A 26,684-nucleotide genomic window follows, 5' to 3' on the forward strand; every position below is an offset into this window, starting at 1 on the left:
CTCAGATCCGCGGCAGTTCATTGATGCTGAACAGGCGGCGAGCGTTGGCCATCGCCTCCTCGTCGTCGCGGTGCGGGCTATGAACATCCATGAAACCCATGTCTCTCTTGATATGATCGGAGAGCGTGTTGACATCGAGCATCGGCTTGGGGGCAACAAGGCCACCGAACAGGGCGGCTGTGAGCCGGGCGACCGGCTCGAATGAAAGAAATGCTTTTCTTTCAGTACGTTCGTAAGTGTCGCAAGTCATTTCAGCACCTGTTTCGTCTTGGGAAGTTGACTTGAAGGATGCCGTGGAGGAGGATCGAAATCCAATCGAACATCCGTCTGGATGCATCAAGAGAACTTATCCATGAAGATGTCGAAGCAGTTTCCGCTGAATGCGCTGCGGGTCTTCGAGGCGGTCGCAAGGCTCGGCAGCTTCACCAAGGCCGGTGAAGAGCTGGGCATGACCCAGACGGCCGTAAGCTACCAGGTCAAGTTGATCGAGGAGAATGTCGGCGAGCCGCTGTTCCTGCGGCGCCCGCGCCAGATCTCGCTGACGGAAGTCGGCCAGCGCATGGCGCCGCGCGTCACCGAAGCCTTCGAGATGCTGCAGGAAGCGGTTTCGAATGCCCGTGGCGATATCGACAGCGCGCTCCTGATCAGCTCGACGCCGACCTTCGCCTCGCAATGGCTTGCCCGCAACATCGGCAGCTTCCAGCTCGCCCATCCGAACATCGCCGTTCGGCTGACGACCAGCGACTCGCTCACCGATTTTACCCGCGAACCGGCCGACCTTGCCATCCGCTCCGGTGCCGGCGTCTGGCCCGGCCTCGACACGCATCCGCTGATGCGGGTGGAATTCAGCCCGATGCTGAGTCCGGCGCTTGCCGAGACCATTGGCGGCGTGCACGAGCCGCGCGACCTGCTGAAGCTGCGCATCATCGATCCCGGTGACCCCTGGTGGCCGATGTGGTTCAAGGCCGCCGGCGTCAAGGATCCCGATCTCGAAGGACGGCCGCACAGCCGCCTCGGCGCGCAATCCTTCGAGGCGCGCGCCGCCATCGCCGGCCAGGGCGTGGCGATCCTGACGCCGGAATTCTACCCCGATGACGTGGCGCTCGGTCGGCTCTACCAGCCCTTCGAGCTGCGCTGCAGCGACGGCTGCGATTATTGGCTCGCCTATCCGCACGCCCGCCGCAACACACCCAAGATCAGGATTTTCCGCGACTGGATCCTCGGCGAACTTTGCGCGCCGAACTTCCTGCAAGCAAATAGCGCTTGAGGAGCGTCGAAGCCCCTTTTCCCCTCCGTGGTTTATGCGCAAAGTGAGGCAACGGAGACAAAGGGGATCTGAATGTACGAGTTCGCCATCGCCTGGGAATGGCTGGCCTTTGCCGTGCGCTGGTTGCACGTCATCACCGCCATCGCCTGGATCGGCTCATCCTTCTATTTCATCGCGCTCGACCTGGGTCTCGTGAAGCGCGATCACTTGCCCGTCGGCGCCTATGGCGAAGAATGGCAGGTCCATGGCGGCGGTTTCTATCACATCCAGAAATACCTGGTCGCACCGGCCTCGATGCCCGAGCATCTCACCTGGTTCAAATGGGAATCCTACGTGACGTGGCTTTCTGGCTTCGCCATGCTCTGTGTCGTCTACTATGGCGGCGCCGATCTGTTCCTGATCGACCGCCACGTGCTCGACATCTCGGCGACCACGGCGATCCTGATTTCGCTCGCCTCGCTCGGCATCGGCTGGCTGTTTTACGATCTGCTCTGCAAGTCGCCGATCGGCAGGAACACCTGGGGGTTGATGGCACTGCTCTATGTGGCGCTGGTCGTCATGGCCTGGGGCTATACGCAGGTCTTCACCGGCCGCGCCGCCTTCCTGCATCTCGGCGCTTTCACCGCGACGATCATGTCGGCCAACGTCTTCTTCATCATCATCCCCAACCAGAAGATCGTCGTCGCCGACCTGATCGCCGGCCGCACGCCGGATCCGAAACTCGGCGCGCAGGCCAAGCAGCGCTCGCTGCACAACAACTACCTGACGCTGCCCGTCATCTTCTTCATGCTGTCGAACCACTATCCGCTTGCGTTTGCCACCGCGTTCAACTGGATCATCGCCGCACTCGTCTTCCTGATGGGCGTCACCATCCGCCACTGGTTCAACACCACCCACGCCCGCAAGGGCCGGCCGACCTGGACCTGGCTCGTCACCGCCCTCCTCTTCATCCTGATCATGTGGCTTTCGACCGTGCCGAAGGTGCTGACCGGCGGCGAAAAGGCCGAGGTTGCGCCCGCCTTCAGCCGCTTCGCCGCCAATGCCCACTTCCCTGCAGTCAAGGACACGGTCTCGACACGCTGTTCCATGTGCCATGCGGCAGAACCGGTTTATGAGGGTATCACCCAGGCGCCGAAGGGCGTGATGCTCGAAAGCGACGCGGAGATTGCCGCCCATGCCCGCGAAATCTATATCCAGGCCGGGCGCAGCCATGCGATGCCGCCCGGCAACGTGACAGACATGACGACGGACGAGCGCCAGCTTCTGACAGCCTGGTTCGAAAGCGCCGTCGAGGAAGGCAAGACACAATGACGACCACCCTCATCCGCGGCCGATTGCTGAGCTTCAACCGCGCGCCATCGTCGATCGACGACAGCGCCGCCTACAGCTACGAGAGCGACGGTGCGCTTCTGATTGAGGGGGGACAGATCGCCGCGAGCGGCTCCTATGCTGCGGTCAAGGCAAGCGCGCCTGACGGCGTCGCTGAAGTGGACCATCGCCCACACCTGATCGTGCCCGGCTTCATCGACACGCATCTGCATTTCCCGCAGATGCAGGTCATGGCCTCCTATGCCGCCAACTTGCTTGAATGGCTGAACACCTACACCTTCCCCGAGGAGTGCCGCTTCGTCGAGACCGCCCATGCGGAGCGCATCGCGACGCGCTTCTTCGATGAGATGGTGCGCTATGGCACGACAACAGCAACCGCCTATTGCTCGGTTCACAAGGCGTCGGCCGATGCCTTCTTCGCCGAGGCGCTGCGCCGCGACATGCGCATGGTCGCCGGCAAGGTGATGATGGACCGCAACGCCCCGCAAGGCCTGCTCGACACGCCGCAGATGAGCTACGACGAAACCCGCGCGGTCATCCGCGAATGGCACGGCAAGGGCCGCAATCATGTGGCGATCACCCCGCGCTTCGCCATCACCTCAACGCCGGAGCAGATGGACGTCGCGAAGTCGCTGGTGCACGAATTCCCCGACCTGCACCTCCAGACGCACCTTTCGGAAAACCGCGACGAGATCGCCTTTACCTGCGAACTCTATCCGGAAGCCAAGGACTACACAGACGTCTACGCCCGCTACGGCCTGCTCGGACCGAAGAGCCTGTTCGGCCACTGCATCCATCTGTCTGAGCGCGAGGCGGATGTCATGAGCGAGACCGGCTCGGTCGCCGTTTTCTGCCCGACCTCCAATCTTTTTCTCGGTTCTGGCCTCTTCCCGCTGCGCGCGCTCAGCCGCCGCGAAAAGCCGGTGCGCACCTCGGTCGCCTCCGACATCGGCGGCGGTACCAGCTATTCCATGCTGAAGACGCTCGACGAGGCCTACAAGATCCTGCAGCTGCAGGGCGAGCGGCTGAACCCGTTCGACAGCTTCTTCATGATGACCCGCGGCAATGCCGAGGCGCTATCGCTGGTCGACAAGATCGGAACTTTGGAAGCCGGCACCGACGCCGATTTCATCGTGCTCGACATGGCGGCGACGCCGGCGATGGCGCTTCGGGCCGAAGTGGTCAACTCTCTGGCAGACGAACTCTTCCTGCTGCAGACCATGGGCGACGACCGGTCGATCGTCGAAACCTATGTCGCCGGCAAGCCGGCAAAATCGGCGCTTGCCGCCGCATGACCGACCAAAAGCAGAGAGGTCAAGAAAATTGACCTCTCTGCGTTCTGGCTATTAACAAGCCTCTGCCAAACATGGTAATGGCTCGTTCAATCTCCGTTGGACGAAGGCCTTATCCATGACGCAAATCCTCGAAATCAGCGATCTCAAGGCGCTCGCCAAGCGCCGGGTGCCGAAACTCTTCTTCGATTACGCCGACAGCGGCGCCTGGACCGAAGGCACCTATCGCGCCAACGAGGAGGATTTCGCCAAGGTGAAGCTGCGCCAGCGCGTGCTGGTGGATATGACCGACCGGTCGCTGGAAACGACGATGATCGGCCAGAAGGTGTCGATGCCGGTGGCACTCGCCCCGACCGGCCTCACCGGCATGCAGCACGCCGACGGCGAAATGCTGGCAGCCCAGGCGGCTGAAGCCTTCGGCGTGCCCTTCACGCTCTCGACGATGAGCATCTGCTCGATCGAGGACGTCGCCTCGGTCACCACCAAGCCCTTCTGGTTCCAGCTCTACGTCATGCGCGAACGCGAATTCGTGCTGAACCTGATCGACCGGGCCAAGGCGGCGAAGTGCTCGGCGCTGGTGCTGACGCTCGACCTGCAGATCCTCGGCCAGCGTCACAAGGATCTTCGCAACGGCCTCTCGGCACCGCCGAAGATGACGCCGAAGCACCTCTGGCAGATGGCGACGCGCCCCGGCTGGTGCATGAAGATGCTCGGCACCAAGCGCCGCACCTTCCGCAACATCGTCGGCCACGCGAAAAGCGTCACCGACCTCTCGTCGCTCGGCGCCTGGACGGCGGAACAGTTCGACCCGCAGCTCTCGTGGAAGGATGTCGCCTGGATCAAGGAACGCTGGGGCGGACCGCTGATCCTCAAGGGCATTCTCGACCCCGAGGACGCCAAGATGGCAGCGGCGACCGGTGCCGACGCGATCATCGTCTCCAACCACGGCGGCCGCCAGCTCGACGGCGCCCATTCCTCGATCAGCATGCTGCCGCGCATCGTCGATGCGGTCGGCCACCAGATCGAGGTGCATATCGATGGCGGTATCCGCTCCGGCCAGGACGTGCTGAAGGCCGTCGCCATGGGCGCCAAGGGCACCTATATCGGCCGCCCCTTCCTCTACGGCCTCGGCGCCATGGGCAAGGAGGGCGTCACCAAGACGCTGGAAATCATCCGCAAGGAGATGGACATCACCATGGCCCTCTGCGGCAAGCGCGATATCAACGACGTCAACCGCGACATTCTCGCGGATTGATCGACCGCGTCAGCGATCCGCATTTGTTGCCCGGATGAGGGAGGGCTTCAGGGTCTTCTCTCAATCCGAAGTACCCGGCTCGCCGTCGATAAGGTCGGCTTCGGACAACCGAGTTCGTGGCGAAGATTGCTTACGGAACCGCCACAGCAAGCGTTCTGGTGAAAAAGGCTGCGATTTCAGCGTTGATGGTGCGATGGAGTTCTACCCGATCAACCCCGGGAGGATCCGCGCATATCGCGGGCACGGCGTCTCTCATTTGCGGCGAGCACGGAGCAAGGAACGTGAAATGCCCGGCGTTTGGGACGACCTCGACGCGGATTTCGGACTGCATGTCGCGCGCAAGCGCCAGGGCGTTGTCATCAGGCGATAGCTCCTCATCCTTTTCGCCGACATAGACCGATATCGGAGCCGCAACGGATTTTAGCCCTTCCGTAGGGAAGAGGACGCTGAGCGGTGCCAGCAAAACGAAGGATCGGATTCGCGCGTCGGCTGAAGCCCCAAGTTCGGCACCCTCCACCCCGATGCGCCCGCGAGCTTCGCAGACATGGCGATCATCGGGACGTTTGGCGCAATAGCCTACAAGACGGGAAAGGTCAGGCTTGGCTCCCGCCAGGATAAGCCCCGTCGTCCCGCCTGCGGAAAACCCGACGAAGCCGATCCGCTCGCGGTCGATGTGCAGAGCAAGGACGGGATCATCGAGGGTGGCCGTCAAAGCCGCCGATATTTGCATGGCGCGTCCGTAGATGGCGCCGGCGGTGCTGATCCGACTTGTGTCCTGAAAATTGTCGCCGACATGCGTGACGCTGACGACCATGTATCCCTGCCGCGCGAGGGACGAAGCCAGGTCGTGGTGGCCCCACATACTCCCCATGCTGCCATGCGAGAGCATGATCAAAGGGTAGCGGTCGTCACCGATGGGCGCCGATCGAGACACGTCGACCTCGTAAGGTCCGATGCTGCTGACATCCGTCTGGTCGGGGCTTGGAAAGAACACGACCGCATCCATCGGCTTTTGCTCGACGGGGTCGACCACCTCAAGCTTCTTGGCGCCTACGCCTTCGATAACGCCGGCGCTGGCATTGGCACTCCAGAGAAGGACGAGGCACAGAGAGGCCAGCAATCTGAAAAACATATCGCTTGGATCCAAGAGAAATGATGATGTTTAAGCCATTGAAAATTATATTTTAAATATCACCCTTTGCATCACCACGAACACTCATCCTTCAATCTCAGCTGCCGCGGTAGGTCGAATAGCCGTAGGGCGAGAGAAGCAGCGGCACGTGATAATGGCTCGCCGGATCGGCGATGCCGAAGCGCAAGGGGATGCGGTCGAGGAAGGCCGGCTCCGGCAGTGTAACGCCGGACCGGCGCAGATAGTCGCCGGCATGGAACACCAGCTCGTAGTTGCCGGCCATGAAGCCGATGCCTTCGACCATCGGGCCGTCGACACGGCCGTCGCTGTTGGTATGTACGGTGCGGATCAACTGCCGCTCTTCCCCCTCCAGCCAGTAGAGGTCGATGCGCAGACCCTCGGCCGGTTTCCCGAGAGCGGTATCGAGAACATGGGTGGTCAGGCGGCCGGCGCTGCTCATGGCTTCTCTCTTTCACACATTGGCGCGGGATGCTGTCAGAAGCCGCGCGCACGTCCTGCTAGATAGCGCTGTCTATGACGAAAGGCTCGTCATAGAAGAACTCCTCGAGATTGTTACCCGGCCCTTCGCGGTCGACGATGAGGAAATCGCTGACGGCGCCGACGGACATCAGCGGGTGGTGCCAGATATTGCGGCCGTAGTTGACGCCCTGCCGGCCGTTCGCCTGGAAAACGCGCGGCGTGCCCGGGCGCCCGTCCTCGTCGTCCGCCACCACGACGAGCCATGGGCGGTCGTCGAGCGGCGAAAAGCTCTGGCTGCCGAGCGGGTGGCGCTCCATCATCGTCACCGAATAGGGGAAAGACCGCGGCTGGCCGCGGAAGATGTTGATGATGACATTGGCGCCGTCGCCGACGACATCGGCACGCGCAAGACCGTGGAAACGTTCCGTGTTGCCGCCGTTGATGTGGCGCATCGTTGCCGGATCGGCTTCGATGATGGTGCCGAAGGGAGCGAAGGCCTCGCGTGTCAGCGGTTCGATTTCGAGCAGGCGCGACATTATGCGGAGACCTCGCAGGACGATTTTGCGCTTGCGGATGTCCGATCCAGTTCGAGGGCCCTCCTCATGAGCGGGGACAGGCATCGAACGGTTTTGTCAGGCATTTTCGTCTCCAGGAATCATCGACTGCAGGCGCAGGCGGGCGATTTTCTCGACCTGTGCGCAAGCGGTTTCAAATTCCTCTTCGGGCGAATTGTCAATGCGGCTTTGGAAGGAGGCAAGAATTTGCCCCTTGGTCAGCCCCTTCACCGCGATGATGAAGGGGAAGCCGAATTTTTTCGTGTAGGTGTCGTTGAGCGCGGTGAAGCGCTCATGCTCCTCTGGTGTCAGCCGGTCGAGGCCGGCAGACGCCTGCTCCGCCGTCGAGTCCGCCGTCAGCTTACCGGCGATCGCCAGCTTGCCGGCAAGATCGGGGTGCGCGCGCAGCACCTGCATCTTCTCGCGCGGCAGCGCCGTGCGAAAGGCCTGGCAGAGCGCCGAATGCACCGTGCCCGCCGTCAGCCCGGTCGCCGCGGCTCGGTCGTAGGCGCGTTCGGCAACCCAGGGCGAGTGCTCGAACACGCCACCGAGCCGGGCAACGAAGGCATCACGGTCGGTCATCAGAGCGCCCCTTCCGGCTTGTGGTGCTGGTACCAATGGTTGGCGATGTCAATGCGACGCGGCACCCAGACCTTGTCGTGCGACATGACGTAGTCGATGAAGCGAGCGAGCGCAGCAGCGCGGCCCGGGCGGCCGACGAGACGGCAGTGAAGGCCGATATTCATCATCTTGGCGTCGCCCTGGCGACCTTCCTCGTAGAGCACGTCAAATGTGTCCTTGAGGTAGCTGAAGAACTGGTCGCCGCTGTTAAAGCCCTGCGGCGTCGCAAAGCGCATGTCGTTGGCATCAAGCGTATAGGGAATGATCAGGTGCGGCTTGTCGGCCGAAAGACCCGGCACCCAGTAGGGCAGTTCGTCGGCGTAGCTGTCGCAGGAGTAAAGGAACCCGCCTTCCTCCAGCACCAGCTTCAGCGTATTGGCCGAAGGCTTGCCCTGGTAGATGCCGAGCGGCCGCTCGCCGGTGAGCTCCGTGTGCAGGCGGACGACCTCGCGGATATGCTCGCGTTCGACCTCTTCCGGCACGTCCTTGTATTCCAGCCAGCGCAGACCGTGGCTGGCGATTTCCCAGCCGGCTTCCTTCATGGCAGCGACGGCTTCCGGATTGCGCGCCATGGCCTGCGTCACGCCATAGACGGTCAGCGGGACGTTGCGGCTGGTGAACATGCGCCACAGCCGCCAGAAGCCGGAACGGGCACCGTATTCGTAGATCGATTCCATGTTGAGGTTACGCTGGCCAGCCCAGGGCTGCGCGCCGACAATTTCCGACAGCAGGCACTCGGACGCTGGGTCGCCATCGAGAATGCAGCTTTCGCCGCCCTCTTCGTAGTTCAGCACGAACTGCACGGCGATGCGCGCATCGCCCGGCCAGTTTGCCTTCGGCGGATTGCGGCCGTAGCCAACGAGGTCGCGCGGATACTTAGTCTCAGACATCAAATCACCCTTCGAATTTTTAGGAACGGTATCACCGCCGACCGGATTGTCGATACCGAAATGACGTGAGGCAGGGCAGCGGCAGCGCCACGGCCCTGACGGAAATTACCAGAAAAATTCGGCTGAGCCCGAGGTTGAGAGATTTTTCGAAACAGCGTTGAATGGATCGGCAAGGACAACGGCCCTCATCGAGATGAAATCCTACATTCAAGCGCTCCGCGAAAAAGTCGGTCCCGGCCTGCTTCTCTGCCCGTCAGTGGCGGCCGTCATTGTCGATTCCGATGGCCGGGTCCTCTTGCAGGAGAAAGCAAGTGGCGAAGGCTGGAGCCTGCCGGCCGGCGCGATCGAGCCGGGCGAGACGCCTGTCGATGCGGTCATCCGCGAGGTCATGGAGGAAACCGGCTATCCGGTCTCGGTCGAGCGGATACTGGGCGTCTTCGGCGGAGAAGCGTTTCGCTACACCTACCCGAACGGCGACCACGTCGAATATGTGGTTACCCTCTATCGATGCCGGATCGTCGGTTCCCAGCAGCCGATCACCGATGGCGAAACGAAGTCGCTGCGCTACTTCGCGCCGGCGGACATGCCGGACCTCGGCCTGCCCTATCCGAAAGCGCTGCTCTTTGCAGCTTCGCCCGCGTCCGTTTCCGATTAGCGCTGCGCCATCAGCGCAGCGACGATCAGCGGCAGCGGCCGGACCGCGCCTTGCGGCGCCAGCGATGGGTCGGCGGCGGCCCGCTTCGCCCGCTCTGCGCGCGTGTTCGTCGAGATCTTGCCGAGCGGGTGCTGTGAATGCACCCGCATGGGTGCGCCCGTCTCCTGCTCGACAAACAGCGCAAGGCTGCCGATCGAAAGCGGTTTTGATAGGCAGGGCTCGAACAGGTCACGGAGCGGCGCCTCGAGCCGCCGCATCGCGTCTGGCGCAAGCGGACCGGTCAGCATCATGTGGAAACGGTATTCGTCCATCACATGCGGATCGCCCCAACGGTGCAGGTTGGAGAACTGTGGGGCGGTCAGCCGGTCCGGATCGGAGCGCTCGATCTCGTCTTCGCTGAGCGGCGCGCGGAAGGCGTCGAACTCCTGGATGACGTTGGCCGCAAGCAGATGCATGGCCGTGCTCGGCACCTGCGGCATCAGCCCGAAGCATCGGCCGATGCGGGCGACCTCCAGGCGATCGATTTCGAACGGAGTCTGGGCGCCGGCAAAATGCATCAGCGCCTTCAGAAGCTTCGGTTCCGTCATGTCCGGATGCAGGCGGAACGGCGACATCATCACCGCATGAAAGCCGAAGCGTCGCGGAACCGCCGTGTGATAGGCGACATCCGCGGCGCTCAAGCCCGCGACCGACGGCAACTCGGCAGGTTCCCCGGAATAGACATTGCGCCCCAGCCAGCTTGCAGCGGTCGCGGAAAGCGGGTCGGCCATCGGCGGCGTAAAACAAATGGCATAGCGCATCGGCTGGCTCCGGGTATCCGTCAGCGCAGGATGAGCAATAGCTGCGGTTTTCCGCCCTCACCCCGACTTGTCCAATGGCCGCGTCTTAGGTGATTTGCGTGACAGATTGACGAAGTCGGCCGGGGATGAGCGCGGCAGCGGTGCGAACGTCACCCCTCGTTTTTCGGAACCATCCGGCCCATCGCCCGTTCCTAAAAGGTAGGAAAACAAGGATGGAGAAGAAGCGTGACCTATCACAATGCGAACCTTCAGGACGCCCGGATCAAGGAGACCCACGACCTGATCGCAAGCGACAAGGTTGAAGGCACGAGGGTCTATGGCCCCGACGACAAACACATCGGCTCGATCGAGCGCGTGATCATCGAGAAGCGCAGCGGGCGCGTCGCCTATGCGGTGCTCGGCTTCGGCGGTTTTCTCGGCCTCGGCGAAGACCACTATCCATTGCCTTGGGCAAAGCTGACCTATGACGAGAAGCTCGGCGGCTATCGCACTGATGTGACTCGCGATCAGGTCGAAAACGCGCCGAAATATCACGGCACCGAAGAATACGACTGGAACGCGGAAAACGGACGCCGTGTCTACGACTACTACGGCGTGCCGCCCTACTGGATGTAATGCCTGACTTTCGATCTTTCGGGTCCCGCCGCGGGCGGGGCCCTTCGCATGTCCGGCCCTAAAGATGTTTCTCGCGAAGTGCGGCTATGTGATTCCGGCAGAAGAAAGAATCGGGAATATCGATCGCCGGAGAACCGGCGATCTCTTCGACGACGAAACGCGCCAGGCGGTGTGCGATGCCGAAGCTCACCTTGAACCCGCCGGTCAGGACCGAGACGTTCGGATGGTCCGGATGCCGGCCTGCCATCGGCTCGCGCCCCGTCGCTTTCGGGCGCAACCCTGCCCATCGCTCCACCACCTCGGCACCCGCCAGGCGCGGCGCGAGCGCTACGGCGCGCCGAAGCAGCTCATCCAGCTGCTCGTCCGTCGACAGGGGATCGGCAAAACTGTTTTCGCTGGTGCTGCCGACCGCCACATGGCCGTCGTCATGGGCAATAATGTAGACGCCGTCGGCAAAGATCACCGGAAGCGCCGGATCGATCTCCGCGCGCAGCAGTGCCGCCTGCCCCTTGACAGCCGTGCCGCTCGTTTCCGCCAGCGGCACCGACACGTCGTCGATCAGTTGAAAACTGCCGACGCCGGCCGCGATGATGCAATGCTCGAAATCGATCCGGGTGCCATCGTCGAGTTCGGCCCGGCCGCGTTCCGGCTCGATCCGGCGCACGCCCCTGCCCTCGTCTAAATAGGCGTTCGGTGCCTGCAGGAGCGCTGTGCGGAGCGCAGCAAGCATGCGACGCGGCGAAACCCGTGCGGCGAGCGTGTCGAAGACCATGCCATGCGCCGCCGCGGCAGCACCCGGCCAGCCCTCAGGCCCGTCGTCCTTCACGTGCCAGTGGAACTGCCTGTCGGCCGCGCGCCAATGGCTCCGTGCATCCTGCTCGTGCCGGAGGGCGATATCGCGCAGGTGAGGCTTGGCAAGCGGGATCAAACGACCCGTCCGCCGATAGCCGGTCGAAAGCCCTGTCTCCGCCTCGAGCGCCGCTATCTCTTCCTCGAGCGTCACAAGCGCGTCGAATTGGAACTGTTTCTTATCGTTCCAGCGATCCGGCATATGCGGCATGAGCGCGCCCAAAAGGCCACCGCTGGCGCCTGCGCCGATCGCTTGTTGCTCGGCGACCCGCACGGCCATGCCCCTGCGCGTGGCGCAAATGGCGGCCCACAGCCCCATGATGCCGCCGCCGACGACCAAAAGCTCGCTCATCGATTGACCTTCTCCGGCCGGCGGATTATCGCCTTGGCCATGACAGGATCCGCAGACCCGATCGAGCCCCCGGCGCACCAGAACCTTGATTGGCACGAGGGCGATATGCCCTATTCCCGGGAGTTTGGCGATCACTTTTATTGCCGCACCGACGGGCGGCTGGAGTGCGGCCACGTCTTCCTGTCGGGCAACGGCCTGCCCGATCGTTGGGTCGGTGCGGGCACCTTCCGCATCGGCGAACTCGGCTTCGGTACCGGGCTCAATTTCTGCGAGACGTGGCGCCAGTGGAAGATGACCGCGGCCGCTGGCGACCAGCTGCAGTTCGTGTCCTTCGAGCGCTTTCCGATGGCGGCCGAAGAGATTTCGCGCGCCCTCAGCCATTGGCCAGAGATCGACACGGAGCACCAGGCGCTGGCCTCGCGCTGGCCGGTCGAGCCTGATGGTGATGTCCAGATCGACTTTGGTGACGGCGTCAGCCTCACGGTCGTCTGCGGCGCGGCACTCGGCGGCGTCGCCCGCGCGGAAGACCCGTTCGAAGCCTGGTATCTCGACGGCTTCGCGCCGTCGCGCAATCCCGACATGTGGTCGGAGGAACTGATGCGGCTGGTCTTCGAAAAGACCACGCCCGGCGGCAGCTTCGCCACCTATGCCGCCGCCGGTTTCGTCCGACGCAATTTGCAGGCCGCAGGCTTTGCCGTCGAGAAGCGCAAGGGTTTTGCCGGCAAACGCGAGATGCTGCGGGGCGACCGACCCTAGCGCTCGTCGCGATTGCGGCCTGTCTTGAACGGTTGCGCCACCCGACTGCAGAAATGCGTCAGCGCAAGCGTTTTACTCCACAAGAGAACTGAACTGTCGCAAATGGCGGGCCATCGCCGTCTCGAATCTGCGACACACTCCCCATCGGCAACACGGTGGGTCTTTCATGAACGACGATCAGTTTCCCGATGCAGCAACCGGCGACGCAACCTCGACGCCGCTGGAGCGCCGACGCCGCCCGGGCGGGCGCAGCGCCGAGCGTGTGCGCAAGTCTCCCGGCGGGAAATATCTCAATCTTGTCAATACGCTGGCGAAATCCACCGTACTTTCGGATGATGCGCTTGAATCGGTGCATGAGGCATCGCTAACGATCCTCGAAGAGATCGGCATGGACGTTATCCTGCCGGAGGCGCGCGAGCGGATGAAGGCGGCTGGCGCCGACTTGACGCCCGGCACCGACCGGGTGCGCTTCGACCGCGGCCTGATCATGGACATGATCGCCTCTGTTCCTCCGGCCTTCACCATGCACGCCCGCAACCCGGCCCGCAATGTCGCGATCGGCGGCAACAATCTCGTCTTCGCCCAGATCGCCAGCGCGCCGTTCGTCGCAGACCGGGACGGCGGCCGCCGCACCGGCAACCAGGAAGACTACCGAAAGCTGGTGAAGCTCGCGCAGTCCTATGACATCGTCCACACGACCGGCGGCTATCCGGTCGAGCCGGTCGACATCCATGCCTCGGTGCGCCACCTCGATTGCCTCTCCGACATGGTGAAGCTCACCGACAAGGTGTTCCACGTCTATTCGCTGGGCAAGCAGCGCAACACCGACGGCATCGAGATCGCCCGCATCGGCCGTGGCATCACGATGGAGCAGATGGAGCGCGAGCCGTCGCTCTTCACCATCATCAACACCTCCTCGCCGCTCCGGCTCGACGGGCCGATGCTGCAGGGCATCATCGAGATGTCCTCGCGCAACCAGGTGGTGGTCGTCACGCCCTTCACGCTCGCCGGCGCCATGGCGCCGGTGACGATCGCCGGTGCGCTCGTCCAGCAGAACGCCGAAGCGCTCTGCGGCATCGCCTTCACCCAGATGGTCAGGCGCGGCGCACCCGTGATGTATGGCGGCTTCACCTCCAACGTCGACATGAAGACCGGAGCGCCCGCCTTCGGCACGCCGGAATACATGAAGGCGGTGGTCGCCGGGGGCCAGCTCGCCCGCCGCTACAACATCCCCTACCGCACCTCGAACACCAACGCCGCCAATACGCTGGACGCTCAAGCGGCCTACGAATCCGCCATGTCGCTCTGGGCGCTGACGCAAGGGGGCGGCAATTTCGTCATGCATGCCGCCGGCTGGACCGAAGGTGGGCTTACGGCCTCCTTCGAGAAGTTCATTCTCGACGTCGACATGTTGCAGATGGTGGCGGAATACCTGACCCCGCTTGATGTCAGCGAAGATGCGCTGGGCCTCGATGCCGTGCGCGACGTCGGCCCGGGCGGCCATTACTTCGGCACGCTGCACACGCTGCAGCGCTACGAGACCGCCTTCTATTCACCGATCCTGTCGGACTGGCGCAACTTCGAGACCTGGACCGAAGCCGGGCGGCCGACGACATCCGATCACGCCAACCGGATCTTCAAACAGAAGCTGAACGAATACGAGCGCCCGCCCCTCGATCCGGCGATCGAGGAGGAACTCGATGCCTTTGTCGCCAAACGCAAGGCCGAGGGCGGCGTCCCCACCGACTTCTGACGGGACGCCTTGGGTAAACCGGAAAGCGTTACGAAGTCCGGCTGCGGCCGAGCCTTAAGGGAACACCGCGGCCCGTGCCGTTGCGATCAGTTGCTCGGTGGTTGCAGCCACGCAGTTGCGGTCGATCTCGGCGACTGTCCGCTCGCGGACATGGGCGGAAAGCTGCTTGCGGAGATCGCCAAGCGTCCGGGGTGCTGCGCAAATCACCAGGCTGTCGAAGGCATGGTTGGCGGCGTAGCTCTCCAGCCTTCCGGCCACGTCCGCAACAAAGCGCTGCTGCTCCTCGCGAACGGGATCGCTCTTGTATTCCATGGCCGAGCGTCCGTGTCCGACGGACGAATGCGACCGGCCCGGCTTGTCGGCCATGATGTCCTGAACGCGCTTCGGTTCGGTGTGAAAGGTCTCCTCCTCCGGCCGCTGGCGCTCTTCCTTCAACAGGTTCACGCCCTTGACGATGCGCGCGGTGTTGCCATCCGCGGCCAGTATCCAAGTCCGGTTCTGCACGATTGTCTCCCAGTGAAAGGTGTGGATCGCGAAGGGTCATGAAAACCCTGTAAAGGAAACGAACGAGCGGCGATCCGGTTCCATCGGAAGGTGGCGATGATGCTGATTATTTGGCCGGATGCGCCGGTCACATCCGCGCGATATAGGCTTCGAAGCTGCGTTCCGGCGTCACCTCGTAACGCTCGCGCTGGACACGAAGCGTGCTGATCCTGTCGACCCGGAAATCGCGGAAATCCGACCTCAGTTCGCACCAGCCCGTCAGCAGCCAGAAGTGGCCGAAGACGCTGAGGCCGAGCGGCCAGATGGTGCGCTCGGAATGTTCGTCCTTGAGGCTGTCATAGGCCAGGCGAAGCTTGCGGCGACCGGCGATCGCCAGGCGGATCTCGCCGAGCAGCGCCGGCGGTTCCGGCTGGAGCGAAGAGCGGAAGGCGCGAAGGGGCGCGGCTGTCAGCCGCTGCCGATGTTCGGGCGGCAGACCATGGGCGATCTTCTCCATCGCCTCGCGCGCCGCCTGGGCGAGCCTGCCGTCGCCGAGCATCTGCACGGCGCGGGCGCCGAAAGCGAGCGCTTCCAGCTGCTCGAAGGTAAAGGCAAGCGGCGGCGCATCGAACGCACCGCGCAGGAGATAGCCGACACCGCGTTCGCCGTCGATCGGCGCGCCGGAGGCGATCAGGTGCTCCATGTCGCGATAGATGGTGCGCTGGGCGACCTCCATCTTCTCGGCGATCTCGCGCGCCGTCATCACCCGGCCGCTCGCGCGCAGGAGCTGGATGATGCGAAACAGCCGGTCGGCGGGTCTCATGCCTGGCCTCCCCGCGGCAAGACTTCGTTCAAAAGGGCTACCGCGCGCATCGCGTGTCCACAAGCACGGCACCGTCGATAATGGCCATAAGGCTGTCAGTTGCCCTGTGTTAAATCAAGCGACAACTCACAGGGAGCCTCATCATGACCAGCGATCACATCCTTGAACTTGCTGTCTGCATCGTCACCGACAGGCCGGCGGCCACAGCCACGCGCCAGCGAGCGATGCAGGCCGTTTCCCGCTATCCGGGCTTCGTCTCCTGGCGCGCGGTCGATTCCTGCGAGACCTCGGGCATGTTCGCAGACCTGGTCGAATGGGAGACACTGGAGGCTGCGCAATCGGCCGGAGAGCGCGTCCGGGTCGATCCGGAGTTCGCACCTTACGCAGCGACGATCAGCGCGGTAATGCTCGTGCAGCATTTTAGCGGCGGCCAGAGGATCTGACCGGCCCGGAATTGGACGAGCAAAGGACTGCCTGAGCGATGGCCGAACCACTGAAGAATCTGCTGCACCCCGGTGTCGTCATCGCCATCGCCGATGCGCTCGAACGCAACGCCGCCGGTTTCGACCGCAAGAGGTTCGTGGCGCTTGCGGGTGACGGGCTGGAGGCGCTGGAGCTGATGCAGCGCTCGCTGCAGATCCGCGACGCGCTGGTCGAGACGCTGCCGCAGGCGTTTCCGGAGGCGGCCGCCAACCTCCACGCCTGCCTTCCTCGCGACGGCGCGGACGGTATCAGCGGCTGGTCGCTGCTGCCCTTCAGCCAGTACGTCGCCTTGCGCGGCCTCGACGACTTCGACCTGTCGCTGTCGCTGTTGCGGGCGCTGACGCCGCATTTCACAGCCGAGTTCGGCATCCGCGTCTTCATCGATCGCGACCAGGAGCGCGCCCTCGCGACGATCCGGGACTGGACGAAGGATCCCAACCATCACGTCCGGCGACTGGCGAGCGAAGGCACCCGCCCGCGCCTGCCCTGGGCGATGCGACTGCTGCAGCTCATCCGCGATCCGCAGCCGATCCTGCCGATCCTGACCGCGCTTCTCGACGACCCCGAGGAGTATGTGCGCCGCTCGGTTGCCAACAGCCTCAACGACATCGCCAAGGACCATTCGGATCTGGTGGCTGCTTTCGTCGCCGAACAGATCGGCGACGCATCGCCGGAGCGCCGCCAGCTTCTGCGCCACGCCTCGCGCACGCTGCTGAAGCAGGGGCACGCGGACGCGCTCGGCAATTTCGGTTTCGCTCCCCCGGCCGGCATCAATGCGCGCTTTTCGCTCGATCGTTCGGACATCGTGCTTGGCGAAAGCCTCGGCCTGCGCCTCGCCGTCAGCCATGACGCCGAGACGAGCCAGAAGGTGATGATCGACTACGCTGTGCACCATCGCAAGGCAAACGGTGCGACCTCGCCGAAAGTCTTCAAGTGGACATCCGCGACGCTTGTCCCCGGCGGCTCGATCGAGATCGAGAAACGCCATGCGATCCGGCCCATTACGACCCGTCGCTATTACCCGGGCGCGCATCGCATCGTCATCCTCGTCAACGGCCAGGAAGCGGCAGAAGCGGGCTTCGATCTCGCGCTTGAGTAGATCTCATTTCGCACCTGCGAAAAGATGGACCTTGACTTTTTCGTCCAAACCAACGACATGGTGCCCAGCGTCACCTTCCGGCCGCCGCGTGAGCGCGCCCTCGGCAGACATCGAAAGCCGTGAAGAAGGATAGCGCACATATCACCGCGATAGGCGGTACAGCACAGGCGCTTGACGACTTAATTCAACCCACAAGTTCCCAATTCACGCGGGGTTCTTGACGCCGAACGACACCGGAACAGCAACGATGCGGTTCCGGCGAATGCGTTTGGCGCCCCCAAAAGGTATATGCATTTGTCCACCTTTAAAGATCTCGGCCTCTCCGAGCACATTCTGGAAACCCTGACTGCCAACGGCTTCGAAAAGCCGACCCCGATCCAGGCTCAGGCGATCCCGCTGGTGCTGAAGGGCAACGATCTCATCGGTCTCGCCCAGACCGGCACCGGCAAGACGGCCGCCTTCGGCCTGCCGATGATCGAGAAGCTCGTTGCCGAAGGCAAGCGCCCCGATCCGCGCAACATTCGCGCCCTGGTTCTGGCGCCGACCCGCGAACTGGTCAACCAGATCGCCGCCAACCTCAAGCTGTTCGTCAAGAAGTCACCGCTGAAGATCGGCGTTGTCGTTGGCGGCGTCTCGATCAACAAGCAGACCGAACAGCTCGCCCGCGGTGTCGACATCCTGGTCGCAACCCCCGGCCGCCTGCTCGACCTCGTTGCCCGCAAGGCCGTGACGCTGACGCAGGGCCGCTACCTGGTTCTCGACGAAGCCGACCAGATGCTCGACCTCGGCTTCATCCACGACCTGCGCAAGATCTCCAAGCTGGTGCCGAAGAACCGCCAGACGCTGCTCTTCTCGGCCACCATGCCGAAGCAGATCGCCGAGCTTGCTGGCGAGTACCTGACCAACCCGGTCAAGGTCGAAGTCACGCCTCCGGGCAAGGCTGCCGACAAGGTCGAACAGTATGTTCACTTCGTTCCCGGCAAGGACCTGAAGACGACCATCCTCAAGAAGACGCTGACAGAGAACCCGGACGGCCTGTCGCTGATCTTCAGCCGCACCAAGCATGGCGCCGAGAAGCTGATGAAGCATCTCGACCACGTCGGCTTCAAGGCCGCCTCGATCCACGGCAACAAGAGCCAGGGCCAGCGCGAGCGCGCGCTCAAGGCCTTCCGTGACGGCGAGATCCGCGTGCTGGTCGCGACCGACGTCGCCGCCCGCGGCATCGACATCCCCGGCGTTACTCACGTCTACAACTACGACCTGCCGGAAGTGCCGGATGCCTATGTTCACCGCATCGGCCGCACCGCGCGCGCCGGCCGCGACGGCATCGCCATCGCCTTCTGCGCGCCGGACGAAATCCGCCTGCTGCGCGACATCGAGAAGCTGATGGGCATCAACATTGCCGTTGCCAGCGGCGAGGCTCCCGCCGACCAGGCGCGTCCGGCCAAGGGCCGCGGCGGCCGTGGCAACAACGGCGCCGGCCACCGCAAGGGCAATGGCGGCGGTCACCACCAGAACGGCGGCCGTCCGCCGCGCCGTGAGCGTCCGGCCGGCGAGCCGGTTGCTGCGACCAGCGGCTTCACCGGTGACGACCTATTGCGCGACGAGCGTCGCCCGCAGCGCCAGGAGCGCCGCGATCACGGCCATCCGCAGACCGACGGCCGTGGCGAAGGCAACCGCAACCACGAAGGCAAGAAGCACCACGGACGTCCCGGCCAGAAGCAGGGCGAACGTCGTGACCGCAACCATGGCGGCCGCAACGAAAACCGTGGCGGTGGCGAGCGTCGCGAAGGCGGCCAGGGCCAGCGTCGGGGCAATGGCGGCAATCGCGGCCACCAGGGCTGACCCAGGCGCTGCGCGTCAACCGGGCGCGCAAAAGCCAGCGTAGAATTTTGAAATGTGAACGGCGGGTCGCTTCGGCCCGCCGTTTTAGTTTTGGGCCAAGCGCATGCCGCTATTGCAAAACCGCTTCACACTCTCGCGCGTCGTGCTTCACGCCTGCTTGCGGTTGGTGAGATAGACGCCGGCAACGGCAATGATGGTGCCGATGACCATCGGCAGCGTCAGCGCTTCGCCGAAGAAGAGCCACGCCTGCACGGCGGCAAGCGGCGGCACGAGATAGATCAGCGACGCTGCGCGCGACACCTGCCCCCGACGGATCAAATAAAGCAGCAGCGCGATCGCGCCCATCGAGAGCCCGAGAACCGACCAGGCAAGTGCCAGAACCACCTGGAGGTTCCAAGTGACGTGCAAGTCTTCGAGCATCAGCGCCAGCGGGATCGTCACGATCAGCGCGCCGAGATATTGCAGCGCTGCGATGGTGCGGATGTCACCGCTCTGCAGATGGCGCTTCTGGTAGAGCGTGCCATAGGTGACGGCGCCCATGCCGAGCACGTTGATGATCACAGGCAGAAAGTGGATCGGCGTCGCCCCCGTGTCGATCGCCAGCACCTTCGGCAGGACGGCAAGCGCAATGCCGAAGAAGCCGAGCACCAGCCCGAGCTTCTGCTGCGTGCTCAGCCTCTCGTCGATGACGAAGGCCGCGGCGACCGCGGTCATCAGCGGCTGCAGGCCGGCGATGATGCCGGAAATGCCGGCCGGCACGCCCTCGCCGATCGCCCACCAGACCGACCCGAGATAGAGCCCGTGCAGGAACATGCCGGACACGATCGCATGACCGGCCATTTTCCAGGACTTCGGCCATCGTGCGCCGGTGACGACGCAGAACAGGATGAAGAGCGCGATCGCCAGCGTGTAGCGCAACACGAGAAAGGTCAGCGGATCTGCGTAGACCGCAGCATATTTCGCCACCACCCAGCCGGTGGACCAGAGCAGAACGAAGATGGCGGGAGCCAGACGGGCGAGCATGGTGAGCCTATCGGAATGACGGCGGCAGGTGGAAGCAATGAACCGCCCTCGCTGAAGCGCGTCGGGCTGTTGTAACGCTTTGATCTGCCGCTGATTTCGCGCTCAAATCCCTCCGATTTAAGCACTCATGCAAGTATCCGCGCCGGTATCGATGGTCAAAGCAATTTTTCTGATGGGAAGCATCAGCCAATCGGAACCATCAGCCTGAGCGAGGATAGCGACAGCGAGACGAAACCGGGATCGTACTCCTCGCGATAGTGCAGCAAGGCGGTATCGACCGCGTGGCCTTCGGCCGCGATCCAGTCGAACATTCTCTGGTAATGGGCAAAGACGTCGCCACTATCAGGGTGATGCAGGGCCGTGACGAAGCGCATGGCCGGCAGGTCGACAAAGCCTGGGTGCACGGTCGTCTCTGCCTTGTCGGAAACATAGCCGACGAGATAGCGGAATCCATCCGGGCGATCGTTCCAGGAGATGCCGACCAAGGCTGCATGATCGCCTGGATGCAGATGCTGGTGATGCCCCTGCATTTCGGCGATCAGCCGGCGAACGGCACCATCGGCCGCCTCGCCGAAGGTGCCCTCCCAGAACGATCCGGAAATGCGCTGTGCGGGTCTCTCGACAATTTCGAACACCATGGTCGCCTCTTAAAAAAGAGATCCTGCAGCGATTGCCAGGGGTCTCCCGCATGGCAAGCCCTGGAGCAAAACGGAATTTGCCTCAAAGCAGTTCCACGAAGGCCCGCGCCGCGTGGCTGAACTGCCTCTCGCGGTGGGTCAAAAGCTCGAAGCTGCGCTCAGCCAGTTCGAACGGCAGTTCCACGAGCCGGCCGCTATCGACGAAAGGTTGTGCTGCGAGCCGGGAAACGGCCGTGACGAAAGGACCGCTTTCGACCGCCGTCAGCACCGCCTCGTTCGAGGGCAGCTCAAGCTCGATCCTGAGCCGATCGACGTCTGCTCCATGATCATTCATCGATTGCAGGAACATTGCCCGCGTGCCGGAGCCTTCCTCGCGCAGCACCCAGCGCGCAGAAAGCAGCATTTCCAGATTGACGGCAGCCCCAACGAACGCGTGCAAGGGCGCGGCATAGACGGCGATGCGATCGACGGCGACGCGGCGATGGTCGAGCTTGGCGCCATCCACGCGCCCCTCGACGAAGCCGAGCTGCGCCGTGCCCTCTTCCACCGCCTCGGCGACGACGGCCGTGTTGCGCACGGTGAGCTTCACATCGACCTGGGGATAGTCGTGGGTGAAGCGGGCAAGGCGCGACGGCAGCCAATAGCTCGCGACCGTCTGGCTGGCAGCGATCGACAGTTCGCCGCGGCGAAGCTCCGAGAGATCGCGCAGGCAGGCAGTGGCGGCGAGCGCCCGGGCGAGCACCGCCTTTGCCTCCGGCAGGAAGATCTTGCCGGCATCGGTCAGCGTCAGGCCGCGGCCGACGCGATCGAACAATCTGATGTCGTGCTGGGTTTCGAGCGCCGCGATGGCCGCGCTTGCGGCCGACTGCGTGACGTTCATCGCCTCGGCGGCTTTGGTCATGTGCAGCCGCTCGGCGACCGCGACGAAGATTTTAAGCTGATCGAGTGTCATGGTAGATCAATCGCAAAAATCGATCAGAATGACAAGAATAATCCGTTAGACTGATTCATGGATGAGCGTAGGTTGCGCCCATGTCCAGATCGCATTCCCCATTTCGCTCCCAATTTTCCTCAGTCGCCTCCCGCCTGACGTGCATTCTTCCGGGCCTTTTCCTCTGCTGTCTCGTCGCACTTGCGGCCATCGGTCTGGAATGGATCGAGCGGCGCTGGACCGGCCGCGCCTGGCTGGAAGCGCTCGTTCTCGCGATCCTTCTCGGCGCTATCGTCCGCAGCCTCTGGACACCCGGCCCCCGCTTCCTCTCCGGCATCCACTTCTCGGCGAAAGTCCTGCTGGAGACAGCGATCGTGCTGATCGGCGCGATGCTGAGCTTCGATGCGATCGCCGCGAGCGGGCCGACCCTGCTCGTCACCATCGTCGCCATGGTTCTTCTGTCGATTTCCACCGGCTACGTGATTGCGCGCATGCTCGGGCTGCCGAAACGCCTGGCGACCTTGATTGCCTGCGGCAACGCCATCTGCGGCAACTCGGCGATCGCCGCCGTCGCACCGGCCATCGGTGCCCGCGGCGAGGAGGTCGCAGCTGCAATTTCTTTTACCGCCATCCTCGGCATCGCCGTCGTCCTGTCGCTGCCCTTCGTCGGCGGTTGGCTCGGCATGACGCCTCAGGGCTACGGCGTCTTTGCCGGCATGACCGTCTATGCCGTACCCCAGGTCCTGGCCGCGGCCAGCCCCTTCAGCCCGCTCTCGGTCCAGGTGGGCACGCTGGTCAAGCTCGTGCGCGTGCTGATGCTCGGCCCCGTCGTCTTCTGCTTCTCGCTAATTGGCAGCCGCGATACCGAGCCGGAATGCAAAGCGCCCGGACAACGGAAGTCGCGCCTCGCCACGATCCTCCATTTCGTTCCCTGGTTCATTCTGGGTTTCCTCGCCGTTGCGATCGCCCGCAACAGCGGCGCAATCTCCGACACACTCGCGACCGACGCCGTGACGGTCTCCACCTGGCTGACGGTCATCGCCATGGCCGCCCTCGGCCTTGAGGTCGACATCCGCGCGCTCGCCCATTGCGGGCCGCGTGCAAGTGCTGCCGCCACATTGTCGCTGCTGGTGCTCGGTGTCCTCGCGGTCCTCGCGATCGTCTGCCTGGGTCTCGGCTAGCTTCGGCGCCCGCGTCCAAATTTAGAGCAAGTGCATATTTCTTGCCCACCCGGTCGCAACCACTTTCTGCGACCGGATGCGGCTGCCCTGTCGTTGGGCAGATTTCCCCGCGAACGGGCGCTTCTGGCGTGGCCAACTTTCTTTTCAGGCGACTGAGCACGCTTCTTGCATTGCAACCAGCCTTGTACTCAAATGGTCAAAAATAAGGGGACCACGCCTTTGGCATTTGACGAAATGATGAATGCGGACAGCAGTCCGCGCCAGCCATATTCGACCTATCATGATTGGTATGCCAGCCAGGACAGAAATCGGCTCATAGCGAAATCCAAGGACGCCGAGAACATCTTCCGGAAAACCGGCATCACCTTCGCGGTCTACGGACACGCAGACAGTTCCGAAAAGCTCATCCCCTTCGATCTCATCCCCCGCATCATCTCCGGCCGCGAATGGCGCAAGCTCGCCCAGGGCATCGAACAGCGGGTCATCGCTCTCAACGCCTTTCTCGACGACATCTACCACAAGCAGGAAATCATCCGCGCCGGCCGCATCCCGCGCGAACTGATCGAGAAGAACGAAGCCTTCCTGCCGCAGATGATCGGTTTCCGCCCGCCGGGCGGCGTCTATACCCATATCGTCGGCACCGACATCGTCAGAACCGGCGAAGACCAGTTCTACGTTCTCGAAGATAACGCGCGTACCCCGTCCGGCGTCAGCTACATGCTGGAAAACCGCGAAACGATGATGCAGATGTTCCCGGAACTCTTCCATCAGAACCGCGTGCGCCCGGTCGAGAACTACCCCTACCTGCTGCGGCAGAGCCTTTCGTCGCTAGCCCCTCCCGGCTGCAGCGGCAAGCCGCGCGTCGCGGTGCTGACGCCCGGCATCTACAATTCGGCTTACTACGAACACGCGTTCCTCGCCGACCAGATGGGCGTCGAGCTCGTCGAAGGATCGGACCTGCGGGTGATCGACGGCAAGGTGAAGATGCGCACCACCCGCGGCTACGAGGCGATCGACGTGCTCTACCGCCGCGTCGATGACGACTTCCTCGACCCACTCACCTTCCGACCGGATTCCGCCCTCGGCATTCCCGGCATCATGGACGTCTACCGCGCCGGCAACATCACCATTGCCAACGCGCCCGGCACCGGAATTTCCGACGACAAGGCGATCTATTCCTACATGCCCGAGATCGTCGAGTTCTATACCGGCCGCAAGCCGCTCTTGGAAAACGTCCCGACCTGGCGCTGTTCCGAGCCGCAGAGTCTCAAATACGTGCTCGAGCATCTGGAAGAGCTGGTGGTCAAGGAGGTCCACGGCTCAGGCGGCTACGGCATGCTGGTAGGCCCGACGGCGACCAGGAAGGAACGCGCCGTCTTCGCCGAGAAGCTGAAAGCCCGCCCGACCAATTACATCGCCCAGCCGACGCTTTCCCTTTCCACCGTGCCGATCCTCGTCAACAAGGGCATCGCGCCCCGGCACGTCGACCTTCGCCCCTATGTCCTCGTCTCCGACAAGGTCCAGATCATCCCCGGCGGCCTGACGCGCGTGGCGCTGAAAGCCGGTTCGCTCGTCGTGAACTCCAGCCAGGGTGGCGGGACCAAGGACACCTGGGTGCTGGAGGACTGAGAGATGCTGGGAAGAACTGCAAACGGCCTCTACTGGATGTTCCGCTATATCGAACGCGCCGAAAACAGCGCCCGGCTGATCGATGCCGGCCTGCGCATGGCGCTGACCCGCAGCGAGGCAACGGAGGGCGACTGGGACGGTGTGCTGCAAAGTGCGGGCGTGCGCGAACTTTATGACGAGGTGCACGAAACGCTGACGAGCATCGACGCGATCGACTTCCTGCTGCGCGACCGGGCCAACCCCTCAAGCGTGATGTCCTGCATCGAGGCGGGGCGTCACAATGCCCGCATGGTGCGCACGGCGCTGACGCGCGAAACCTGGGAAGCCACCAACGAGTGCTATCTCGAGATGAGGGCAATGCTGTCGAAGAAGGCGCGCCCGACGGACATGCCGGAGATCATCGACATGATCAAGCGCCGCGCCGGCCTCATCCGTGGCGCCTTCCACGGCACCATGCTTCGAAACGAGATCTTCAATTTCTCGCGCATCGGCACCTTCATCGAACGGGCCGACAACACCGCCCGCATACTTGACGTGAAGTACTACGTGCTTCTGCCGGCGGTCGCCGCCGTCGGCTCGTCGATGGACAATGTGCAGTGGGAATCGATCCTGCGCTCGGTCTCGGCGCATCGCGCCTATGGCTGGGTCTATGACGCCGAACTTCGCCCCGCCAACATCGCCGACTTCCTGATTTCCAACGGCCGCATGCCGCGCTCGCTTGCCTATTGCTACGAGAAGATCGCCAGCAACCTCGGCTATCTCGAGCGGGAGTATGGCGAACGCCATGCCGCCCACGAGACGGCCGACCGGACGCTAGCGTCGCTGCGCAGCCAGTCGATCAAGGACATCATGGATCAGGGGCTGCATGAGTATCTCGAAGAATTCATCAGCCACAACAACCGTCTGGGACAGGAAATCTCCGACGGCTACCGATTCTACTAGAGCAGTTTCAGCGAAAGTGTAACGCCGTTTCGCGTTTGGAATTGCGTAAAAACAAGGAGATAGAGCGCTTTCACAACTCCGTTTTGACCGGAAGCGTTCTAGATCGGAGGATGGCATGCACCTGAAGATCAGCCACACGACCGAATATCACTATGACGAGCCCGTGCAGTATGCCCTGCAGCGCTTGCGGCTGACGCCGCTCACCCAGGTGGGCCAGACCGTGCTCGGCTGGGAGACCCTCGTCGATGGCGCTGCGATCGAAGTGAACTACGACGACCACTTCGGCAACCGTGTTCACCTCGTCAGCATCGACGGCGACCGCGAAACGATCCATATCACGGCCTCCGGCGAGGTCCACACGGAGGACCGCGCCGGCGTCTTCGGCCCGCACCAGTCCTATGTGCCGCTGTGGCTCTTTGCACGCGAAACACCGCTTACCAAGGCCGGAAAGCTCATCCGCGAGCTCGCAAAATCCGCCGAAGGTGACACCGCCCTTGCCCGCATGCATGCGCTGATGGAGACGATCCACGAGGCGGTGACGTACAAACCCGGCGAGACCCATGCGGAAACGACGGCCGAGGATGCGCTGGAAAGCGGCCAGGGCGTCTGCCAGGACCATGCCCATATCCTGATCGCAGCGGCGCGCTCGCTCGATCTACCGGCGCGCTACATCTCGGGCTACCTGATGATGGAGGGGCACCCCGAACAGACGGCCAGCCACGCCTGGGCCGAGGTGCATCTCAACGGGCTCGGCTGGGTCGGCTTCGATGCAGCCAACAAGATCTGCCCAGATGATCGCTATGTCCGCATCGCCTCCGGCCTCTGCTACCGCGACGCCGCCCCCATCTCCGGGCTGATCCACGGCGAGGCGAAGGAGACGCTGAAGGTGTCGGTCACGGTCGAACAGCAGCAGCAAAGCCAAAACCAAAGCCAGGCCCGGGGCCAGAGCCAAAATCAGAGTCAGTAGGGCCTGAGGCGGGGCGGCGAGGACGCCCCGCCGAAGCTGC

28 protein-coding genes are annotated in these 26,684 nt (G+C 63.3%); 15 read left to right on the forward strand and 13 right to left on the reverse strand.

The window, feature by feature from the left end:
• Position 1: 1 nt before the first annotated feature.
• Entirely contained in the window at positions 2-340 is a 339-nt protein-coding gene (locus tag FA04_RS12465) for a hypothetical protein (protein ID WP_143106240.1), read from the reverse strand.
• A gap of 12 nt (positions 341-352) precedes the next feature.
• Between FA04_RS12465 and FA04_RS12470 the strand changes: the two genes are divergently transcribed.
• The 4 genes from FA04_RS12470 (at position 353) to FA04_RS12485 (ending at position 5,143) form a co-directional block, all read left to right on the forward strand.
• Positions 353-1,267 carry a LysR substrate-binding domain-containing protein gene (locus FA04_RS12470; RefSeq protein WP_034788978.1) on the forward strand — a complete coding sequence of 305 codons (915 nt, stop codon included), beginning with the start codon at positions 353-355 and terminating at the stop codon, positions 1,265-1,267.
• Positions 1,268-1,339: 72 nt separating this feature from the next.
• Positions 1,340-2,578 carry a urate hydroxylase PuuD gene (gene puuD / locus FA04_RS12475; protein WP_034788980.1) on the forward strand — a complete coding sequence of 413 codons (1,239 nt, stop codon included), beginning with the start codon at positions 1,340-1,342 and terminating at the stop codon, positions 2,576-2,578.
• Positions 2,575-3,891, forward strand: coding sequence for a guanine deaminase (gene guaD, locus FA04_RS12480; protein ID WP_034788983.1), 1,317 nt, complete (start codon positions 2,575-2,577; stop codon positions 3,889-3,891). The genes puuD and guaD overlap by 4 nt, the downstream gene beginning before the upstream one ends.
• Before the next feature lie 115 nt (positions 3,892-4,006).
• Positions 4,007-5,143 carry an alpha-hydroxy acid oxidase gene (locus FA04_RS12485; RefSeq protein WP_034788987.1) on the forward strand — a complete coding sequence of 379 codons (1,137 nt, stop codon included), beginning with the start codon at positions 4,007-4,009 and terminating at the stop codon, positions 5,141-5,143.
• A gap of 130 nt (positions 5,144-5,273) precedes the next feature.
• Here FA04_RS12485 and FA04_RS12490 read toward each other — a convergent pair whose 3' ends face one another.
• From FA04_RS12490 to puuE, 5 genes are all read right to left on the reverse strand, one after another.
• Entirely contained in the window at positions 5,274-6,290 is a 1,017-nt protein-coding gene (locus FA04_RS12490; protein WP_234798703.1) for an alpha/beta hydrolase family protein, read from the reverse strand.
• An 82-nt stretch (positions 6,291-6,372) separates the two neighbouring features.
• Positions 6,373-6,735, reverse strand: coding sequence for a hydroxyisourate hydrolase (gene uraH / locus FA04_RS12495; protein WP_034788993.1), 363 nt, complete (start codon positions 6,733-6,735; stop codon positions 6,373-6,375).
• Between the two features lie 58 nt (positions 6,736-6,793).
• Positions 6,794-7,291, reverse strand: coding sequence for an ureidoglycolate lyase (locus FA04_RS12500; RefSeq protein WP_034788995.1), 498 nt, complete (start codon positions 7,289-7,291; stop codon positions 6,794-6,796).
• Positions 7,292-7,387: 96 nt separating this feature from the next.
• Positions 7,388-7,891 (reverse strand): 2-oxo-4-hydroxy-4-carboxy-5-ureidoimidazoline decarboxylase, encoded by a 504-nt coding sequence (uraD, locus tag FA04_RS12505; protein WP_034788998.1) that lies wholly within the window; start codon positions 7,889-7,891, stop codon positions 7,388-7,390.
• On the reverse strand, positions 7,891-8,820 hold the full coding sequence (puuE, locus tag FA04_RS12510; protein WP_034789000.1) for an allantoinase PuuE: 930 nt from the start codon (positions 8,818-8,820) through the stop codon (positions 7,891-7,893). The genes uraD and puuE overlap by 1 nt, the downstream gene beginning before the upstream one ends.
• A 193-nt stretch (positions 8,821-9,013) precedes the next feature.
• Between puuE and FA04_RS12515 the strand changes: the two genes are divergently transcribed.
• Entirely contained in the window at positions 9,014-9,475 is a 462-nt protein-coding gene (locus FA04_RS12515; protein WP_034789092.1) for an NUDIX domain-containing protein, read from the forward strand.
• Here FA04_RS12515 and FA04_RS12520 read toward each other — a convergent pair.
• Positions 9,472-10,275 carry a DUF1045 domain-containing protein gene (locus tag FA04_RS12520; protein ID WP_034789003.1) on the reverse strand — a complete coding sequence of 268 codons (804 nt, stop codon included), beginning with the start codon at positions 10,273-10,275 and terminating at the stop codon, positions 9,472-9,474. The two genes, FA04_RS12515 and FA04_RS12520, sit on opposite strands and share 4 nt — an antisense overlap.
• A gap of 225 nt (positions 10,276-10,500) precedes the next feature.
• Here FA04_RS12520 and FA04_RS12525 point away from each other — a divergent pair, with 225 nt between their 5' ends.
• Positions 10,501-10,890 (forward strand): PRC-barrel domain-containing protein, encoded by a 390-nt coding sequence (locus tag FA04_RS12525; protein ID WP_034789006.1) that lies wholly within the window; start codon positions 10,501-10,503, stop codon positions 10,888-10,890.
• A gap of 58 nt (positions 10,891-10,948) precedes the next feature.
• Here FA04_RS12525 and FA04_RS12530 read toward each other — a convergent pair whose 3' ends face one another.
• Positions 10,949-12,091 (reverse strand): NAD(P)/FAD-dependent oxidoreductase, encoded by a 1,143-nt coding sequence (locus FA04_RS12530; RefSeq protein ID WP_034789009.1) that lies wholly within the window; start codon positions 12,089-12,091, stop codon positions 10,949-10,951.
• 39 nt (positions 12,092-12,130) lie between these two features.
• On the opposite strand from FA04_RS12530, the gene mnmC2 reads away from it, so the two are divergent.
• Together mnmC2 and FA04_RS12540 are read left to right on the forward strand one after the other, a co-directional pair.
• The gene (gene mnmC2 / locus FA04_RS12535) at positions 12,131-12,847 is read left to right on the forward strand and encodes a tRNA (5-methylaminomethyl-2-thiouridine)(34)-methyltransferase MnmC2 (RefSeq protein WP_034789095.1); all 717 of its coding nucleotides are present in this window, start codon (positions 12,131-12,133) and stop codon (positions 12,845-12,847) included.
• Positions 12,848-13,013: 166 nt separating this feature from the next.
• Positions 13,014-14,600 carry a trimethylamine methyltransferase family protein gene (locus FA04_RS12540; protein ID WP_034789013.1) on the forward strand — a complete coding sequence of 529 codons (1,587 nt, stop codon included), beginning with the start codon at positions 13,014-13,016 and terminating at the stop codon, positions 14,598-14,600.
• A gap of 54 nt (positions 14,601-14,654) precedes the next feature.
• Here FA04_RS12540 and FA04_RS12545 read toward each other — a convergent pair whose 3' ends face one another.
• Entirely contained in the window at positions 14,655-15,104 is a 450-nt protein-coding gene (locus tag FA04_RS12545; protein ID WP_034789016.1) for a host attachment protein, read from the reverse strand.
• 127 nt (positions 15,105-15,231) lie between these two features.
• Positions 15,232-15,906 carry a helix-turn-helix transcriptional regulator gene (locus FA04_RS12550; protein ID WP_034789019.1) on the reverse strand — a complete coding sequence of 225 codons (675 nt, stop codon included), beginning with the start codon at positions 15,904-15,906 and terminating at the stop codon, positions 15,232-15,234.
• 143 nt (positions 15,907-16,049) lie between these two features.
• Here FA04_RS12550 and FA04_RS12555 point away from each other — a divergent pair, with 143 nt between their 5' ends.
• The 3 genes from FA04_RS12555 (at position 16,050) to FA04_RS12565 (ending at position 19,333) form a co-directional block, all read left to right on the forward strand.
• Entirely contained in the window at positions 16,050-16,349 is a 300-nt protein-coding gene (locus FA04_RS12555; protein ID WP_034789021.1) for a hypothetical protein, read from the forward strand.
• 38 nt (positions 16,350-16,387) lie between these two features.
• Positions 16,388-17,488, forward strand: a complete 1,101-nt coding sequence (locus FA04_RS12560; protein WP_034789023.1) for a DNA alkylation repair protein — start codon at positions 16,388-16,390, stop codon at positions 17,486-17,488.
• 294 nt (positions 17,489-17,782) lie between these two features.
• Positions 17,783-19,333 carry a DEAD/DEAH box helicase gene (locus FA04_RS12565; protein ID WP_060528915.1) on the forward strand — a complete coding sequence of 517 codons (1,551 nt, stop codon included), beginning with the start codon at positions 17,783-17,785 and terminating at the stop codon, positions 19,331-19,333.
• 147 nt (positions 19,334-19,480) lie between these two features.
• Here the strand turns inward: FA04_RS12565 and FA04_RS12570 are convergent, their stop codons facing one another.
• The 3 genes from FA04_RS12570 to FA04_RS12580 all read right to left on the reverse strand — a co-directional run bounded on the left by FA04_RS12570 (position 19,481) and on the right by FA04_RS12580 (position 21,946).
• Positions 19,481-20,356, reverse strand: a complete 876-nt coding sequence (locus FA04_RS12570) for a DMT family transporter (protein ID WP_034803471.1) — start codon at positions 20,354-20,356, stop codon at positions 19,481-19,483.
• 182 nt (positions 20,357-20,538) lie between these two features.
• Positions 20,539-20,994, reverse strand: a complete 456-nt coding sequence (locus FA04_RS12575; protein ID WP_034803463.1) for a GyrI-like domain-containing protein — start codon at positions 20,992-20,994, stop codon at positions 20,539-20,541.
• Positions 20,995-21,076: 82 nt separating this feature from the next.
• Positions 21,077-21,946: a LysR family transcriptional regulator gene (locus FA04_RS12580; RefSeq protein WP_034803462.1), complete on the reverse strand. Its 870-nt coding sequence runs from the start codon at positions 21,944-21,946 to the stop codon at positions 21,077-21,079.
• 80 nt (positions 21,947-22,026) lie between these two features.
• Here FA04_RS12580 and FA04_RS12585 point away from each other — a divergent pair, with 80 nt between their 5' ends.
• The 4 genes from FA04_RS12585 to FA04_RS12600 all read left to right on the forward strand — a co-directional run bounded on the left by FA04_RS12585 (position 22,027) and on the right by FA04_RS12600 (position 26,644).
• Positions 22,027-23,106 carry a YeiH family protein gene (locus FA04_RS12585; protein ID WP_082572793.1) on the forward strand — a complete coding sequence of 360 codons (1,080 nt, stop codon included), beginning with the start codon at positions 22,027-22,029 and terminating at the stop codon, positions 23,104-23,106.
• Positions 23,107-23,340: 234 nt separating this feature from the next.
• Entirely contained in the window at positions 23,341-24,735 is a 1,395-nt protein-coding gene (locus FA04_RS12590; RefSeq protein ID WP_034803477.1) for a circularly permuted type 2 ATP-grasp protein, read from the forward strand.
• 3 nt (positions 24,736-24,738) lie between these two features.
• Positions 24,739-25,677 (forward strand): alpha-E domain-containing protein, encoded by a 939-nt coding sequence (locus FA04_RS12595; RefSeq protein ID WP_034803460.1) that lies wholly within the window; start codon positions 24,739-24,741, stop codon positions 25,675-25,677.
• 115 nt (positions 25,678-25,792) lie between these two features.
• The gene (locus FA04_RS12600; RefSeq protein ID WP_034803458.1) at positions 25,793-26,644 is read left to right on the forward strand and encodes a transglutaminase family protein; all 852 of its coding nucleotides are present in this window, start codon (positions 25,793-25,795) and stop codon (positions 26,642-26,644) included.
• Positions 26,645-26,684 lie beyond the last annotated feature (40 nt).

Source organism: Ensifer adhaerens (assembly GCF_000697965.2).
GTDB classification, from domain to species: Bacteria; Pseudomonadota; Alphaproteobacteria; order Rhizobiales; family Rhizobiaceae; genus Ensifer; species Ensifer adhaerens.